This window comes from Actinocorallia sp. A-T 12471 (assembly GCF_033875155.1).
Taxonomy (GTDB): domain Bacteria; phylum Actinomycetota; class Actinomycetes; order Streptosporangiales; family Streptosporangiaceae; genus Actinocorallia.
Genome location: NZ_JAWZTE010000016.1, coordinates 113,529 through 128,158 on the forward strand (window position 1 = coordinate 113,529; position 14,630 = coordinate 128,158).

Consider the following 14,630-nt stretch of genomic DNA (forward strand, 5'->3'; position numbering starts at 1 on the left):
CCTGGCCTGGAGCCCGGAACGGGCGTGCGCGGACGCCGCCCGGTCGGGCCGGGGAGGGGGGTGGTTGTTTAAGTTCTGGTTACAGATATTCGGGGCCGAAGGCGTCGGGGAGGTAGGTGGAGAGGGGGTGGACGCCTGTGGTGGTCTCGAGTTGGAGGGTGGGGCCGCCGTGTTCGTGGAGGAGTTGACGGCAGCGGCCACAGGGGGTCAGGGGGGCGCCCGAGGCGTCGACGACGCTTACGGCGAGCAACCGGGGCGGGGTGGGGAATGTGGCGTCGGAGGGGGCTCCCGCGCCGTACAAAGCCGACACCAGACTGCATTCGGCACAGAGGGTCATGCCGTACGAGGCGTTCTCGACGTTACTCCCCGTGACGATTCTGCCGTCAGAGGTCAGCGCTGCCGCGCCGACCGGGAAATGTGAATAAGGGGCGTACGCGCGCTTCATCGCGGCGGTCGCGGCGGCCCTCAGCGCGGGCCAGTCGATGGCGGTCATGGCGCGAGCGTAGCCCTCGGGAGCAGGTCAGGGCGGGGCTCGCTTTCTTACGCTTTGCTGGTTATCGTAACCGTCACACGTATGACGATCCCCATGAACTGATCGCGGCTGTTGCGTAACGGTATGCCCACAAGTTAACCGGGCATGTCGACTGTTACGGCCACGGACGGTGAACCTGTGGGGTATCGACAAGCCAGGCAAGGGTTGCCGTGGCTCGGACGAATCTGGAGGCAGAAGTGTCCAAGGGGATCCGGCTCGCAGCCGGTCTGGCTGGTCTCGCGCTGCTGGTCTCGGCCTGTGGAGAGGCGCCCGACGAGAGCAAGGAGGGCACCGCAGAGGGCCCCCTCGCCTGTATGGTCACCGACACCGGCGGCATCGACGACCGGTCGTTCAACGCGGCGGCCTGGGTCGGCATGCAGGCCGGCGCGAAGGCGACGAGCGGCAAGGCCGAGTACGTGGCCTCCACGAACGAGAACGACTACATCCCCAACATCAACGAGCTGGTCAACAAGGGCTGCGACACGATCGTCACGGTCGGCGGCCTGATGGGCGACGCCACCACCGAGGCGGCCAAGGCCCACCCCGACCAGCAGTTCGCGATCGTCGACTCGCCCTCGGTGGCGGGCCAGAAGATCTACGGCATGGAGTTCAACACCGCGCAGAGCTCCTTCCAGGCCGGCTACCTCGCCGCGTCGATGTCGAAGAGCGGCAAGGTCGCGACCTACGGCGGCCTGGCGATCCCGCCGGTCACCATCTTCATGGACGGCTTCTACGAGGGCGTCCAGTACTTCAACGAGAAGAAGGGCAAGAAGGTCGAGGTCCTCGGCTGGGACCCGGCCAAGCCCGACAGCGGCTCCATCGCCGGCGCGTTCGGCGACCTCGCCAAGGGCAAGAGCATCGCCAAGGGCTTCATCGAGCAGGGCGCGGACATCATCTTCCCGGTCGCGGGCGGCACCGGCCTCGGCTCGGCGGCGGCGGCCAAGGAGTCCGGCGGCAAGGTGAGCGTCATCTGGGTGGACACCGACGGCTGTGAGTCGGCCGCCGACTACTGCGACGTCTTCCTCACCTCCGTGATGAAGAACGTCAACGGCGCGGTCGAGCAGGCCGTCACCAAGGCGGGCTCCGGCGAGCTGACCGGCTCCTACCTCGGCACCCTGGAGAACGGCGGCACGAGCCTCGCCCCGTTCCACGAGTTCGACTCCAAGGTCCCCGCCGACCTGAAGACCGAGCTCGACCAGATCAAGACGGACATCGCGTCCGGCACGATCAGCATCAAGTCGGTCTCCCAGCCGAAGGGCTGACCCCCGGGCCCGGACGGGACGGGCACCTTCCCCGTCCCGTCCGGGCCGCTCCGTACGCACCGGGCAACCCGGCGAACCGGGTACCTTTCGTACGTTTTTCCGTCAGCCCCTCAGTTCCGGAAGAGGTGTCCAGGGTGGCTCTTGAACTCAGGGGCATCACCAAACGCTTCGGCGCCCTGGTGGCCAACGACGCGATCGACCTGGAGATCAACCCCGGGGAGATCCACTGCCTGCTCGGCGAGAACGGCGCGGGCAAGTCGACGCTGATGAACATCCTGTACGGGCTCTACCAGCCCGACGAGGGCGAGATCCGGGTGGACGGCGCGCCCCTCGCGCTCGACGGCCCCCGCAGCGCGATCAACGCCGGCATCGGCATGGTGCACCAGCACTTCATGCTGGTCCCGGTGTTCACCGTCGCCGACAACGTGATGCTCGGCGACGAGCACACCAAGGGCCGGTTCCTGCTCGACAAGAAGTCGGCCTCCCGGCACGTCCGCGAGATCTCCGCCCGTTACGGCCTCGAGGTCGACCCCGACGCGATCGTCGGCGACCTCCCCGTCGGCGTCCAGCAGCGCGTCGAGATCGTCAAGGCGCTCACCCGCGACGCCCGCTTCCTCATCCTGGACGAGCCCACCGCCGTCCTCACCCCGCAGGAGACGCAGGAGCTGTTCACCGTCATGCGCAGGCTGCGCGAGGCGGGCACGGCCATCGTCTTCATCACGCACAAGCTCAAAGAGGTCAAGGCGGTCGCCGACCGGATCACCGTGATCCGGCGCGGCGCGGTCGTGGGGACGGCGCTGCCCTCGGCGTCGGAGGGCGAGCTCGCCTCCCTCATGGTCGGCCGGGACGTAAGGCTGCGGGTGGAGAAGGAGCCCGTCAAGGAGACGGGTGCGGCCGCCGCGTTCTCCGTCCGGAACCTGACGCTGCGCAACGCCGCGGGCCAGGCCGTCGTGGACGGGATCAGCTTCGACATCAGGCCCGGCGAGATCCTCGGCGTCGCCGGGGTCCAGGGCAACGGGCAGACCGAGCTCACCCAGGCCGTGCTCGGGCTGATCGAGCCGGCCGAGGGGTCGATCACGCTCGACGGCGAGGAGCTCGTCGGCAAGACGCCGCGGGCCAGGCTGCGCGCCGGGCTCGGGTTCGTGCCCGAGGACCGCTCGCACGACGGGCTCGTCGGGGCCGCCAGCGTCGCGGAGAACCTCGTGCTCGACCTGTACGACAGGCCGCCGTTCGGCAGGCGCGGCACGATGGACGTCGGGGCGGTCCGCCGCAACGCCCGCGAGCGGGTCGAGGAGTTCGACATCCGCACCGGGTCGATCGACACCAACGTGGCGCACCTTTCCGGCGGAAACCAGCAGAAGGTGGTCGTCGCGCGGGAAATGTCGCGGCCGTTGCGGATGCTGCTGGTCTCCCAGCCGACGCGCGGCGTCGACGTCGGCGCGATGGAGTTCATCCACAAGCGGATCGTGCACGAACGGGACCAGGGCAGGCCCGTCCTCGTCGTGTCCACCGAGCTCGACGAGATCTTCGCGCTCGCCGACCGGATCGCCGTCATGTACCGAGGAAAGATCATGGCCATCGTGCCGCCGGACACCTCCGCCGAGGACATCGGCCTGCTGATGGCCGGAGCCCACCCCGACGCCCCCGTAGAGACCGCCGGTGAGGATGCCGCTGATGAGTGACGCGACGGTCACGGACAAGGGCCCGGCGCAGGGCAGGGCGCAAGGTGACGGCCCGAGGCGCTCGCCGTGGCGCGTGATCATTGACGAGATGGTCGAGGGGTCCGGCTGGCTCGTCACACTGCTGTCGATCCTGCTTGCGCTCGCCGTCGGCGCGGTGCTGATCATCGTCTCCGACCCGGACGTGCGCGCGACCTTCGGCTACTTCTTCTCCCGTCCGGGCGACGCCCTGTCGTCGTCAGGTGAGGCGGTCTGGACCGCCTACAAGGCGCTGTTCACCGGCGCGATCTGGAACCCCGACCGCTCCTGGAACGCGGCGACCGCGCTCGGCCCGATCAGCGAGACGCTCACCGAGGCGACGCCGCTGCTGCTCGGCGGCCTCGCGATCGGCCTCGCGTTCAAGGCCGGCCTGTTCAACATCGGCGGCCAGGGCCAGCTCATCGCCGGGGCGATCTGCGCGAACCTCGTCGGGTTCAGCCTCGACGGCCCGCCCGTCGTCGCGATGCTCGCCGCGGTCGGCGCGGGGATCGTCGGCGGCGCGATGTACGGCTCGATCGTCGGGGTGCTGAAGGCGCGGACCGGCGCGCACGAGGTGATCGTGACGATCATGCTCAACCACATCGCCGTCGCGTTCCTCGCCTGGCTGATCACCACCGACGCGTTCCAGAACCCCGACCGCAACGACGCGATCTCCAAGTCCGTCTCGGACGCGGCGCTGCTGCCCAGGCTGCTGTCCTGGCTGCCGGGCGGCGCGGGCATCCGCGTCCACACCGGGCTGATCCTCGCGCTGCTCGCCGTCCTGTTCTGCTGGTGGCTGCTGAACCGCTCGACGCTCGGCTTCGAACTGCGCGCGGTCGGCGCGAACGCGTCGGCGGCGAGGACCGCGGGCATGAGCGTCGGCAACAGCCAGATCATGGCGATGCTGATCTCCGGCGGCCTGATGGGCGTCGTGGGCGCGTCGCAGGTCCTCGGCACCACCAACGCCTCGCACGCGCTCACCCCGCAGATCGACGCGGGCCTCGGCTTCACCGCGATCACCGTCGCGTTGCTCGGCAGGGCCTCCCCGGTCGGGACGGTGTTCGCCGCGCTGCTGTTCGGCGCGCTCCAGGCCGGCGGCCGGACCATGCAGGCGCAGGCCGGCGTGTCGATCGAGATCGTCGGGGTCATCCAGGCGCTGATCGTGCTGTTCGTGGCGGCCCCGCCGCTGGTCCGCGGCCTTTTCCGGCTGCGCGGCGGTACCTCCGCGCAGGCCGCGCTCGCTTCGAAGGGATGGAACGGCTGATGACGGCCACAGTGCTGCCGCCGGAGAACCTCGCCCCGGTGCCCCCCGGCCCAGTGGAGGCCGGCGCCCGGCGCGGCCGGCTGTACGGCGGCGTCGCGATGATCGTCGTCGCGCTCTACGGGTTGTGGGCGTTCGGCCTCGGCAGCCGCACCGACGGCACCGACACCACGTTCGCGCTCAACCTGTCGAACGCGACGGGCCTCACCGTGCCCGACCTGACGTTCCCGTCCGCGCCCGTCGCGATCGTGCTGTGCGTCCTGGCGGCGCTGTGCGGGGTCGTCCGGATCACCGTGACGCTGCCCAAGCGGGGGAACGGCGTGCTGCTCGGCGTGTTCCTGTTCCTGTACGTCGTGGCGTTCCTCGCGTGGGCCGCCGCCGCGAAGAGCATCAACATCGCGTCGGTGCTCGAGGCGACGATCCTCGCCGCGGTGCCGCTGATCCTCGGCGCGCTCGCGGGCGTGCTCGGCGAGCGCTCCGGCGTGATCAACGTGGCGATCGAGGGACAGTTCCTGCTCGGCGCGTGCCTCGCCGCGTTCACCGCCTCGGTGACGGGCTCGCTGCTGTGGGGCCTCGTCGCGGGCGTCCTCGTCGGCGGGCTGTTCGGTCTGCTCCTCGCCGTCTTCGCGCAGCGTTACCTTGTGGAGCAGGTCGTCCTCGGCGTCGTGCTGACGATGCTCGCGACCGGCCTGACCGGGTTCTTCTACGAGCGGGTCATGCAGAGCGACTCGGCGAAGTTCAACATGCCGATGGCGTTCGCGCCGATCAAGATCCCGCTGCTCGCCGAACTGCCGGTCATCGGACCGGTGTTCTTCCACCAGAACATCCTGGTCTACGCCGCGGCGGCGCTCATCGCGATCGTGCACGTCGTGCTGTTCCACACCCGCTGGGGGCTGCGGACCCGCGCGGTCGGCGAACACCCGACGGCCGCCGACACCGTGGGCGTCAACGTCATCCGGACCCGGTACCTGAACATGTTCGTCGGCGGCATGATCGCCGGGCTCGGCGGCGTCTGGCTGACCATCGGCCTCAACATCAGCTTCAACAAGAACATGGCGGCGGGCGCGGGCTTCATCGCGCTGGCCGCGGTGATCTTCGGCCGCTGGTCCCCGATCGGCGCACTGTGGGCGGCGCTCCTGTTCGGCTTCGCGGGCGGCCTGTCCAACGCCGTCCAGCTCATGCAGACCCCCGTCCCCACCGACTTCCTCCGCATGCTCCCCTACCTGGCCACGATCTTCGCCGTCGCCGGCCTCCTCGGCCACGTCCGAGCCCCCGCCGCCGACGGCCAGCCCTACACAAAGTCCTGACCCCCGGCCCCGCGCCCAGCGCGGGGCCACCCCGTCCGGGGTGCTCGGTAGCCTTGGGGGATGAAGGTGTTCAGGTCGCGGGTGGGGTGGGTGTTCGGGTGGGTTTGGTTGGGGTTGGCGGTGGTGAACTTTGTGGATCTCGGGTTGCGGGGGAGGGACAAGACGGCGCTTGTCGTCGCGATCGTGCTGGCGTTGACGTGCGGGGTGGCTTATGTGATGGGGTTGCGGCCGAAGGTGCGGGGGGACGCGGAGGGCGTCACGGTGGACAATCCGCTGCGGACCACACGGCTGCCGTGGGGGTCGGTGCGGCGGATCACGACCGGCCGGGCGCTCGGCTTCGACCACGTCGCCGGCCACACCGAGTCGTGGGCCGTCCAGGTCTCCGCCCGCAAGGCCGCCAACGCCTCCCGCGCCAAGCCCGAAGACCTAGCCTCCCGCACCCCGGTAACCTTCGCCGCCGACGAACTAGAGACTCTCCGCACCGCACACAAGACCAACGACGGAACCCCCCAGACCACCTGGTCAATCCCAGCCCTGGCCGCCCTTCTCGTCCCCCTGGCCGCCCTGATCGCCGCCGTCCTCCTGTGAGCGGGACCGTCAAAGATGGGACGGGTGCGTTGGGATGCGTAGGCGGCGGCCGAGGGCGGTCATCTCGTGGAGGAGTTTGTAGCCCTCGTCACGCCTGCAGCAGCCTTCGGCGACCGCCTCGGAAACGAGGTCCATCGTGTCGCGGGTGGTGATGCCCTGGGCGCGGGCGTACTCGCTGGCGTCCCGATCGTCGGTGATCCAGTGGGAGCCAGCGAACTCAGGCCGGTTGAGCAGCACATGGCAGGTCTGTGCTTCGCCGAGGTGCTTGGTCGGCTGGGCAGCGCTGCCGCCGAAGACAGATCGGCGGAGGCGTTCGATCTGGGCGATCTCCGTGTAGTCGGTGATCTCGATCGGCTCGCCGAGCCAGCCGTCGCGGCTGATGGAGTGCAGGTCCGGATAGAACCGTCCGGAGGCGGTGGCCTCGGATGCGATCGCTTCGACCCATCTGCCTCTGCCTCGCAGGACGGCTTGGAGCAGCGGTAGGCGGGAGACTGATGCGAAGTTGCAGAAGACCGTGTTGTCGGGGAACCAGTACAGGGTCATGGGGTGAGGGGGGTCTCCTCCCACACCTGGTCCAGTGACTCGCGGAGGGTGGCGGTGTCCACGCCGAGGAGGTCGGCGAAGGGACGGAGCGTCGATTTGCCGTCGGTGTAGGCGCGGTAGGTGTCGCGGACGAGAGCCTGGGGAGCGGCGGGGCGCGAGGCCGCGCCGATCCACTCGGCGAGCGCTCCTACCTGGCCCGCACGCGCTGCGGCGTCGGCCGCGCCCATCCGCCGGAACGTCTCACGTTGCGCTCGGGTGATCAGATCCAGATTGAACAGCCGCCAGGCGAGGGTGCTGGGGGAGACCCACAGTCGGCAGGCCAGTTCGGCGAACGTGTCCTGGTCCCAGTCGCCTGATGCGGGGGCGTGCCGCCGCAAGTAGTCCTCCGGAAGGAGGAACGAGGCCGCGAAGGCGTTCGCACGGATCTCCGAAGGGGACCTGCGGTGCTCGGCGGAGTCGATGTCGGAGTCCACGTGGATCCGCTGGTCGTCCGCCGCGAGGAGGTGGCCAAGTTCATGCGCGATGGTGAACCGCTGGCGTGCGGGGACCTGGGACGTCGCCACGACGATCAGCCGAACCGCATCGTCGGCCCAGGCGAGCCCCTCGACCCCGTCGTGCAGGTCGGCCGACGCGACGTCGACGCCGAAGACCGTCTCGACGAGCCCGGCCAGATCACGGGTGTGGACGGGCTCGGTCCCGCATTCCCTGACGGCCCTGACGGCAACGGCGGCGAGCCGCGCTCCCTGCTCGATCCAGGTCCCGCCCACGGCGGGGTCCCGCAGAGCCAGTGGTTTCTGTGAGTATCCGAGGAAGGTGAGGTCTTCTCGAAGGCGAGCGAAGTGCTGTGCCTGTTCCAGGGCCGCGTTGGCGGAACTGGCGTTCGTGACACGCGCGGCGGACGCGACGGGGGCCGTTCTGTTCCCGAGGAGGAAGTCGACGGTGACGCCGGCGACCTCGGCGATTCTGGCGAGGTCGAGCGACGTGAACCTCCGCACCCCGGCGAGGGACTTGGACATCTTCGGGCCGTCGAGACCCGCCTTGACCGCGAACTCCGTCTGCGAAAGGCCGCTCTCCATGATCACCCGGCGCACCCGCTCCGGCACCTGATCTATGGACATGTCACCAGACTACGTCCCTGTTGCGAAAATCGCAACGCCCCTGTTCTGGGCTCCGGGGCGCGGCAGCGACCGGCTGTGAGCGGGAGGGGGGTTAGTAGGCGGAGTCGACGGTTAGGCGGTTGGCGGCTTCTTGGATGCTGCCGGAGAGGGAGGGGTAGACGGTGAAGGTGTGGGCGAGCTGGTCGACGGTGAGGTGCTGCTGGACGGCGACCGAGAGGGTCATGATGAGTTCGGAGGCGCGGGGGGCGACGATGACGCCGCCGAGGACGATGCCGGTGGAGCGGCGGCAGAAGAGCTTGATGAAGCCGTCCTCGAAGCCCTGCATCTTGGCGCGGGCATTGGTGTTGAGGGGGAGCATGACGGTGCGGGCGTCGACCTCGCAGTTGTCGACCATCGCCTGGGTGACGCCGACGGAGGCGACCTCGGGGTCGGTGAAGATGTTGGAGCTGACCCAGCCGAGCTTGAGCGGCTGGACGGCCTCGCCGAGCGCGTGCCAGACGGCGATCCTGCCCTGCATCGCGGCGACCGAGGCGAGCGCGAGGATGCCCGTGCAGTCGCCCGCGGCGTAGATGTTGGGGACCGAGGTCCGGGACACCTTGTCCGTTTCGACGTATCCGCCGCGCCCGAGCCTGACGCCCGCCGCCTCGAGGCCGATCCCCCGGGTGTTGGGCACCATGCCGACCGTCATCAGGCAGTGCGACCCGTAGACCTTCCGCCCGTCCTCGAGCGTGACGACGACGCCGTCACCGGAACGCTCCACCGCGCCCGCCCGCGACCGCCCCATGACGTTCATGCCACGCCGCCGGTAGACGTCCTCAAGAACCGAGGCGGCTTCGGCGTCCTGAGATGGCAGGATCCGGTCACGCGAGGAGACCAAGGTCACCTTCGACCCGAGGCTCAGGTACGCCCCGGCGAACTCCGCCCCGGTGACGCCGGAGCCGACGACGATCAGTTCCTCGGGCAGTTCGGGAAGGTCGTAGAGCTGCCGCCAGGTGAGGATGCGCTCCCCGTCGGGCTCCGCGCCGGGCAGGACGCGCGGGGTCGCGCCGGTGGCGACGATGATCACGTCGGCCTCGATGCGGCGGTCGCCGACGACGACGGCACGGGGCCCGTCGAGCCGTCCCTCGCCGCGGACGATCTTGACCTCCTCGTAGCCGAGCCGGTCGGCGACGTCGAAGGACTGGGCGCGGGCCAGGTCCTTCACCCGCTTGTTGATCAGCGCGAGATCGGCCGTGACGCCGCCGACCTCGCCGTCGGGGCCGCCGTCGAAGCGCACCCCGAGGGCGGCCGACTCGCTCAGCACCGACATGCGCACCGAAGTGGCGATCAGCGTCTTGGACGGGACGCAGTCGTAGAGCACACTCGCCCCGCCCGGCCCGTCCTTCTCCACGACAGTCACGTCCGCGCCGAGGCGCGCGGCCACCAGCGCGGCCTCGTAGCCGCCCGGCCCTCCACCCAGAATTACGATACGCGTGCTCACAACGCCCATTCTTTCCTAAGGTCGTCGATGGATGGGCCGGTAGGTTGGTCACCGTGGCTCTGTACGCGGCATACGCCTCCAACATGGACCCCGAGCAGATGGCCCTGCGCGCCCCGCATTCGCCGCTGCGCGACACGGGCTGGCTTCAGGGCTGGCGCCTGACGTTCGGCGGTGAGGAGATCGGCTGGGACGGCGCCCTGGCCACGGTTGTCGAGGATCACACCTCGCAGGTCTTCGTCGCCCTCTACGACGTCACCGAGGCCGACGAGCAGGCGCTCGACGCCTGGGAGGGGCACGAGCAGGGGCTCTACACCAAGATCAGGGTGCGGGTGCAGACCCTGTTCGGCGAGGAGCTGGCCTGGATCTACGTCCTGGACGCCTACGAGGGCGGCCTTCCGTCGGCGCGGTTCATCGGGATCATCGCGGACGCGGCGGAGAAGGCGGGCGCGCCCGACCTGTACGTCAAGGAGCTGCGGGAGCGGCCCTGCGACACGCTCGGGACCGACCTCTAGCCTTCCGATCCTGTAGATCGGAACAAACCGGGCATTCGACCGGTGTGGAATTTGGGAGGTTCGGGCCGCGTGCGGCCCGCGGGCGGCCCCTAGGCTTGTCGGGTGGAGAACAACCCGTATGAGCTGGCCGCGCGCGCGGCAGCCGAGCTGACCGCCCGGACGTACCCGAAGTTCGACGTCGCGCTGGTGACCGGATCCGGCTGGGTCCCGGCCGCCGACGCGCTGGGCGAGGCCGAGCACGAGGTGCCCTTCACCGAGCTGCCCGGGTTCGCCGCCCCGGCCGTCGCGGGGCACGGGGGCAGGATGCGGGCGCTGCGGGTGGGCGACAAGAACGTGCTCGTCCTCCTCGGCCGTACCCACCTGTACGAGGGACGCGGTGTGGAGCCGACCGTCCACGGGGTGCGTACGGCGCTCGCAGCGGGCGTCCGTACGGTCGTGCTGACGAACGCGGCGGGTGGGCTGCGGCCCGAGACGCAGTCGATAGGCGACCCGGTGCTCATCTCCGACCACCTGAACCTCACCGGCGCGAACCCGCTTACGGGCACTTCCTTCCTCGACCTCACGGAGGTCTACTCCAAGCGGTTGCGCGCGCTCGCCTTGTCGGCCGACTCCTCGCTGGCCGAAGGCGTCTACGCGGCTTTCCGTGGGCCCACGTATGAGACCCCTGCGGAGATCCGGATGCTGCGGACCATGGGCGCGGACCTCATCGGCATGTCCACGGTCCTTGAGGCGATCGCGGCGCGCGAGGGCGGGGCCGAGGTCCTCGCCGTCTCGCTGGTGACGAACGTCGCGGCGGGCCTGTCGGACGCGCTCCTCGACCACGCCGAGGTCCTCGAGGCCGGGCGGGCGGCGGCGGGCCGGATGGGGCTGCTGCTGAAGAGCGTGGTGGAGCGGCTGTGAGCGTCCGGGAGCGCGCCGAGCTGTGGTGGGCGCAGGACCCCGACCCCGTCACGCGGGCCGAGCTCAGGGCGCTCCTGGACGCCGGGGACGACGCCGCGCTCGCCGCCAGGTTCGGCGCGACGCTCGAGTTCGGGACGGCCGGGCTGCGCGGCGCGCTCGGCGCGGGACCCGACCGGATGAACCGGGTGACGGTCATGCGCGCGGCCGCCGGGCTCGGCGCGCGGATCACGCCAGGTGGGGGTGGGGTCGTCGTCGGGTACGACGCGCGGCACAACTCGGCACAATTCGCGACGGACACGGCGGCGGTGCTCTCCGGGATGGGGCTGCGGTGCCGGGTGCTGCCGCGTCCCTTGCCGACGCCCGTGCTGGCGTTCCTTGTGCGTCATCTGGGGGCGGACGCCGGGGTGATGGTGACGGCGAGCCACAACCCTCCCCAGGACAACGGCTACAAGGTGTACTGGGCGGACGGGGCCCAGATCGTCCCGCCCGTGGACGCGGAGATCGCGGCGGCCATCGCGGCGGTAGGACGCGTCGACGAACTGCCCCTAGGGGTGCCGCCGGAGGAGGCTCGCGCAGGGGAGCCCACGTGGGAGGTGCTGGGGCCGGACGCCGAGGAGGCGTACCTTGACGCCCTCAAGGGCCTTCCGCTGAGCGACGCCCGGGGCATCACGGTGGCTTACACGCCGATGCACGGGGTCGGCGGGGAGACCCTTATCCGGGCGTTCCTTAGGGCCGGGTTCGCGGCCCCGTACACGGTGCCGGAACAGTGCCTGCCAGACCCCGACTTCCCTACCGTCGCGTTCCCGAACCCGGAGGAAGCGGGCGCGATGGACCTTCTCGTCGCGCTCGCCGAGCGGACCGGGGCCGACCTGGCGATCGCCAACGACCCCGACGCCGACCGCTGCGCCGTCGCCGTCCCGCTGCCGGGCGGCGGCTGGCGCGCGCTGACGGGCGACGAACTCGGCGGCCTCCTCGCCGAACACGTCATGCGGCGCACGGCCGCGGGGGACGACAGGCTGCTGGCGACGACGATCGTGTCGTCGTCGCTGCTCGGCAAGATCGCCGCCGCGCACGGGGCGGGGTTCGCCGAGACCCTTACCGGGTTCAAGTGGATCATGCGGGCGGGCGTCCCAGGGCAACGGCTTGTCTTGGGCTACGAAGAGGCGCTCGGTTACAGCGTCGGAGGCGACGCCGGCGTCCCCGTCCGCGACAAGGACGGCATCGGCGCGGCCCTCACCATCGCCTCCCTCGCCGCCGAAGCCAAGGCATCCGGACGCACTCTCCTGGACCTCCTTGACGCCCAGGCCCTCCGCTACGGCGTCCACGCCACGTCCCAGCTCTCGATCCGCGTCCCCGACCGCGCCCTCATCGACGCCGCAGTGACGGCCCTCCTGCACTCCCCGCCCAGCGCGCTGGGCGACCACAAGGTCCTGTCGGTGGAGGACCTTTCCGTAGGCTTCGGCGGCCTCCCCCCCACCGACGGCCTCCGCCTCACCCTGGAAGGCGGCGCCCGCATCGTCATCCGCCCCTCAGGCACCGAACCAAAACTCAAGTCCTACCTAGAGGTCGTCGTCCCGGTCCCCGACCGGGCGTCCCTCCCCACCGCCCGCCAAACCGCCACAGAAACCCTAAAAGCCCTAGAAACCTCCCTGGCAACCCACCTCCCCTAACCCCAGGCGCGGGCCGTCCGCAAGCGGACGCCCCGCGCCGTCGGCCCGGCCCTAGTCCGCGTTTCGAGCCCTTGGCGCGCCGGTCCGCCCCCCGCCCGCGCTGGGCCTTAGCGGGCCAGCGGGCCCCGGCCCGCGCTGGGCCTTGGCGAGTCAGCGGGCCCTGGCCCGCGCTGCGCCCGGGCGGGGCGGGCGCGTCGTGGCGCGGGTTTTCGGCTTTCGGCGGGGTCTTGGGGTGTTGGCGCTGCGGGGCTTACGCCGTCTGCGCTGGCGGCGTCCGGGTGCGGACGCTGCCAGCGCGGACGTTGCAGGGGTCAGGCGGCGGGGACGAGTTCGGGGGTCGGGGGCTTGGCGGGGGTCGGGCGGGGGATCAGGAGGGCGGAGAGGGCGGCGGCGGCGACGATGGCGACGCCGAGCCAGAGGGCCGGGACGAGGCCGTCCACGAAGGTCGTGCCGGTCGTGTAGCCGCCCTGTTCGGCGAAGACGGCGGCAAGGCCCGCGACGCCGATCGCGCCGCCGAGTTCGCGGAACGCGTTGTTCGCGCCGGAGGCCATGCCCTGTTCGTGCGGGCGTACCGAGGCCATGACGACGCCCGCGGCGGGCGCGAAGAACATCCCCATGCCGACGCCGCTGACGATCAGGGCGGGCAGCTGCGCGGCGTAGGACACGTCGGTGGCGGCGACGAGGGCGAACAGGCCGAGGCCGACGGCCTGGAGGGCGAGGCCCGCGGCGACGACGGGCCGGCCGCCGATCCGGTCGGACAGGGCCCCGGCGACGGGCGCGACGAGCAGCGGCATCGCCGTCCAGGGCAGCATCCGCAGGCCCGCGTCGGTGGGGGAGTGGCCGAGCACGGTCTGCAGGAACTGGCTGAGCAGGAAGATCGACCCGAACATGCCGGCGAACATCAGCAGGCTCGCCGCGTTCATCGCGCTGAAGGCACGCGACCTGAACAGGTGCATCGGGAGCATCGGGTGGGGGGTGCGCAGTTCCCAGCCGACGAAGACGGCGAGCAGAAGCGGCCCGCACACGAGTCCGGCGAGGACGGGTCCGCTGGTCCAGCCGTCGGCGTTGCCCCGGATGAGCGCGTACACGAGGGCGAAGAGCGCGACGCTGGCCAGGAGCGTCCCGGTGACGTCAAGGCGGGCGACGGGTCCGCGCGACTCCACCAGGCGCAGCCGCGCGAGCGGGAGCAGCGCGATGCCCACGGGCACGTTCAGCCAGAAGATCCACTGCCAGGACAGGTGCTCGGTGAGGGTTCCGCCGACAAGGGGCCCGGACGCCACGGCGAGCCCGTTGATCGCCCCCCAGATTCCGAAGACGAGGCCGCGCCGGTTCTCCGGCGTCGCGGCGGTGAGGAGCGTGAGGGTCAGCGGCATCATGATCGCCGCGCCGACCCCCTGGACGGCGCGTGCCGCGATCAGCGCCTCGATCCCTGGCGCGAGCGCGGCCGCCGCCGACGCCGCGGTGAAGACCGCGACGCCGATCCCGAAGATCCTGCGGCGGCCGAACCTGTCGCCGAGCGCTGAGCCGAACAGCAGCAGGACGGCGAAGGTCAGCGTGTAGGAGTTGACGGTCCATTCCAGGTCCTCGAGGCCGCCGCCGAGGTCGGTGCGGATCGAGGGCAGCGCCGTGGTGACGACGAGGTTGTCGAGCGAGGCCATGAAGCCCGCGAGGCCGGTGATGACAAGGGTCCAGACGAGTGTCGCGCGCTGGCTGCGCATCGTGGATTCTCCTTCGGGGGGTCGAACCGGAGGGTTGCCAAA

Annotated in this window: 13 protein-coding genes; 8 read left to right on the forward strand and 5 right to left on the reverse strand. The window is 70.7% G+C overall.

Going from position 1 to position 14,630, the window contains the following annotated elements; genetic code table 11:
• Positions 1–79: 79 nt before the first annotated feature.
• The gene (locus R9X44_RS32310; RefSeq protein WP_319818153.1) at positions 80–493 is read right to left on the reverse strand and encodes a cytidine deaminase; all 414 of its coding nucleotides are present in this window, start codon (positions 491–493) and stop codon (positions 80–82) included.
• A gap of 236 nt (positions 494–729) precedes the next feature.
• Between R9X44_RS32310 and R9X44_RS32315 the strand changes: the two genes are divergently transcribed.
• The 5 genes from R9X44_RS32315 to R9X44_RS32335 all read left to right on the forward strand — a co-directional run bounded on the left by R9X44_RS32315 (position 730) and on the right by R9X44_RS32335 (position 6,647).
• Positions 730–1,794: a BMP family ABC transporter substrate-binding protein gene (locus tag R9X44_RS32315; RefSeq protein ID WP_319818154.1), complete on the forward strand. Its 1,065-nt coding sequence runs from the start codon at positions 730–732 to the stop codon at positions 1,792–1,794.
• A gap of 134 nt (positions 1,795–1,928) precedes the next feature.
• Positions 1,929–3,476 carry an ABC transporter ATP-binding protein gene (locus R9X44_RS32320; protein ID WP_319818155.1) on the forward strand — a complete coding sequence of 516 codons (1,548 nt, stop codon included), beginning with the start codon at positions 1,929–1,931 and terminating at the stop codon, positions 3,474–3,476.
• The gene (locus R9X44_RS32325; RefSeq protein ID WP_319818156.1) at positions 3,469–4,755 is read left to right on the forward strand and encodes an ABC transporter permease; all 1,287 of its coding nucleotides are present in this window, start codon (positions 3,469–3,471) and stop codon (positions 4,753–4,755) included. Before R9X44_RS32320 ends, R9X44_RS32325 begins: the two co-directional genes overlap by 8 nt.
• On the forward strand, positions 4,755–6,059 hold the full coding sequence (locus R9X44_RS32330; RefSeq protein ID WP_319818157.1) for an ABC transporter permease: 1,305 nt from the start codon (positions 4,755–4,757) through the stop codon (positions 6,057–6,059). The genes R9X44_RS32325 and R9X44_RS32330 overlap by 1 nt, the downstream gene beginning before the upstream one ends.
• Positions 6,060–6,182: 123 nt before the next feature.
• Positions 6,183–6,647: a PH domain-containing protein gene (locus R9X44_RS32335; protein ID WP_319818158.1), complete on the forward strand. Its 465-nt coding sequence runs from the start codon at positions 6,183–6,185 to the stop codon at positions 6,645–6,647.
• 9 nt (positions 6,648–6,656) lie between these two features.
• On the opposite strand, the gene R9X44_RS32340 is transcribed toward R9X44_RS32335, so the two are convergent.
• From R9X44_RS32340 to R9X44_RS32350, 3 genes are all read right to left on the reverse strand, one after another.
• The gene (locus R9X44_RS32340) at positions 6,657–7,190 is read right to left on the reverse strand and encodes a hypothetical protein (protein ID WP_319818159.1); all 534 of its coding nucleotides are present in this window, start codon (positions 7,188–7,190) and stop codon (positions 6,657–6,659) included.
• Positions 7,187–8,308, reverse strand: a complete 1,122-nt coding sequence (locus R9X44_RS32345) for an XRE family transcriptional regulator (protein WP_319818160.1) — start codon at positions 8,306–8,308, stop codon at positions 7,187–7,189. Before R9X44_RS32345 ends, R9X44_RS32340 begins: the two co-directional genes overlap by 4 nt.
• A gap of 91 nt (positions 8,309–8,399) precedes the next feature.
• Positions 8,400–9,788, reverse strand: coding sequence for an NAD(P)H-quinone dehydrogenase (locus R9X44_RS32350; RefSeq protein ID WP_319818161.1), 1,389 nt, complete (start codon positions 9,786–9,788; stop codon positions 8,400–8,402).
• Positions 9,789–9,841: 53 nt separating this feature from the next.
• Between R9X44_RS32350 and R9X44_RS32355 the strand changes: the two genes are divergently transcribed.
• The 3 genes from R9X44_RS32355 (at position 9,842) to R9X44_RS32365 (ending at position 12,870) form a co-directional block, all read left to right on the forward strand.
• A complete protein-coding gene (locus tag R9X44_RS32355) occupies positions 9,842–10,300 on the forward strand; it encodes a gamma-glutamylcyclotransferase (protein ID WP_319818162.1) in 459 nt (152 codons plus the stop codon).
• A gap of 102 nt (positions 10,301–10,402) precedes the next feature.
• Positions 10,403–11,200 carry a purine-nucleoside phosphorylase gene (locus R9X44_RS32360; protein ID WP_319818163.1) on the forward strand — a complete coding sequence of 266 codons (798 nt, stop codon included), beginning with the start codon at positions 10,403–10,405 and terminating at the stop codon, positions 11,198–11,200.
• Positions 11,197–12,870, forward strand: coding sequence for a phospho-sugar mutase (locus R9X44_RS32365; protein ID WP_319818164.1), 1,674 nt, complete (start codon positions 11,197–11,199; stop codon positions 12,868–12,870). The genes R9X44_RS32360 and R9X44_RS32365 overlap by 4 nt, the downstream gene beginning before the upstream one ends.
• Before the next feature lie 311 nt (positions 12,871–13,181).
• Here the strand turns inward: R9X44_RS32365 and R9X44_RS32370 are convergent, their stop codons facing one another.
• Positions 13,182–14,588: a DHA2 family efflux MFS transporter permease subunit gene (locus tag R9X44_RS32370; protein ID WP_319818165.1), complete on the reverse strand. Its 1,407-nt coding sequence runs from the start codon at positions 14,586–14,588 to the stop codon at positions 13,182–13,184.
• Positions 14,589–14,630 lie beyond the last annotated feature (42 nt).

Coding starts and splice junctions, on each gene's coding strand:
- R9X44_RS32310 (WP_319818153.1), bottom strand. CDS start 493: ATGACCGCCATCGACTGGCCCGCGCTGAGGGCCGCCGCGACCGCCGCG.
- R9X44_RS32325 (WP_319818156.1), top strand. CDS start 3,469: ATGAGTGACGCGACGGTCACGGACAAGGGCCCGGCGCAGGGCAGGGCG.
- R9X44_RS32330 (WP_319818157.1), top strand. CDS start 4,755: ATGACGGCCACAGTGCTGCCGCCGGAGAACCTCGCCCCGGTGCCCCCC.
- R9X44_RS32340 (WP_319818159.1), bottom strand. CDS start 7,190: ATGACCCTGTACTGGTTCCCCGACAACACGGTCTTCTGCAACTTCGCA.
- R9X44_RS32345 (WP_319818160.1), bottom strand. CDS start 8,308: ATGTCCATAGATCAGGTGCCGGAGCGGGTGCGCCGGGTGATCATGGAG.
- R9X44_RS32370 (WP_319818165.1), bottom strand. CDS start 14,588: ATGCGCAGCCAGCGCGCGACACTCGTCTGGACCCTTGTCATCACCGGC.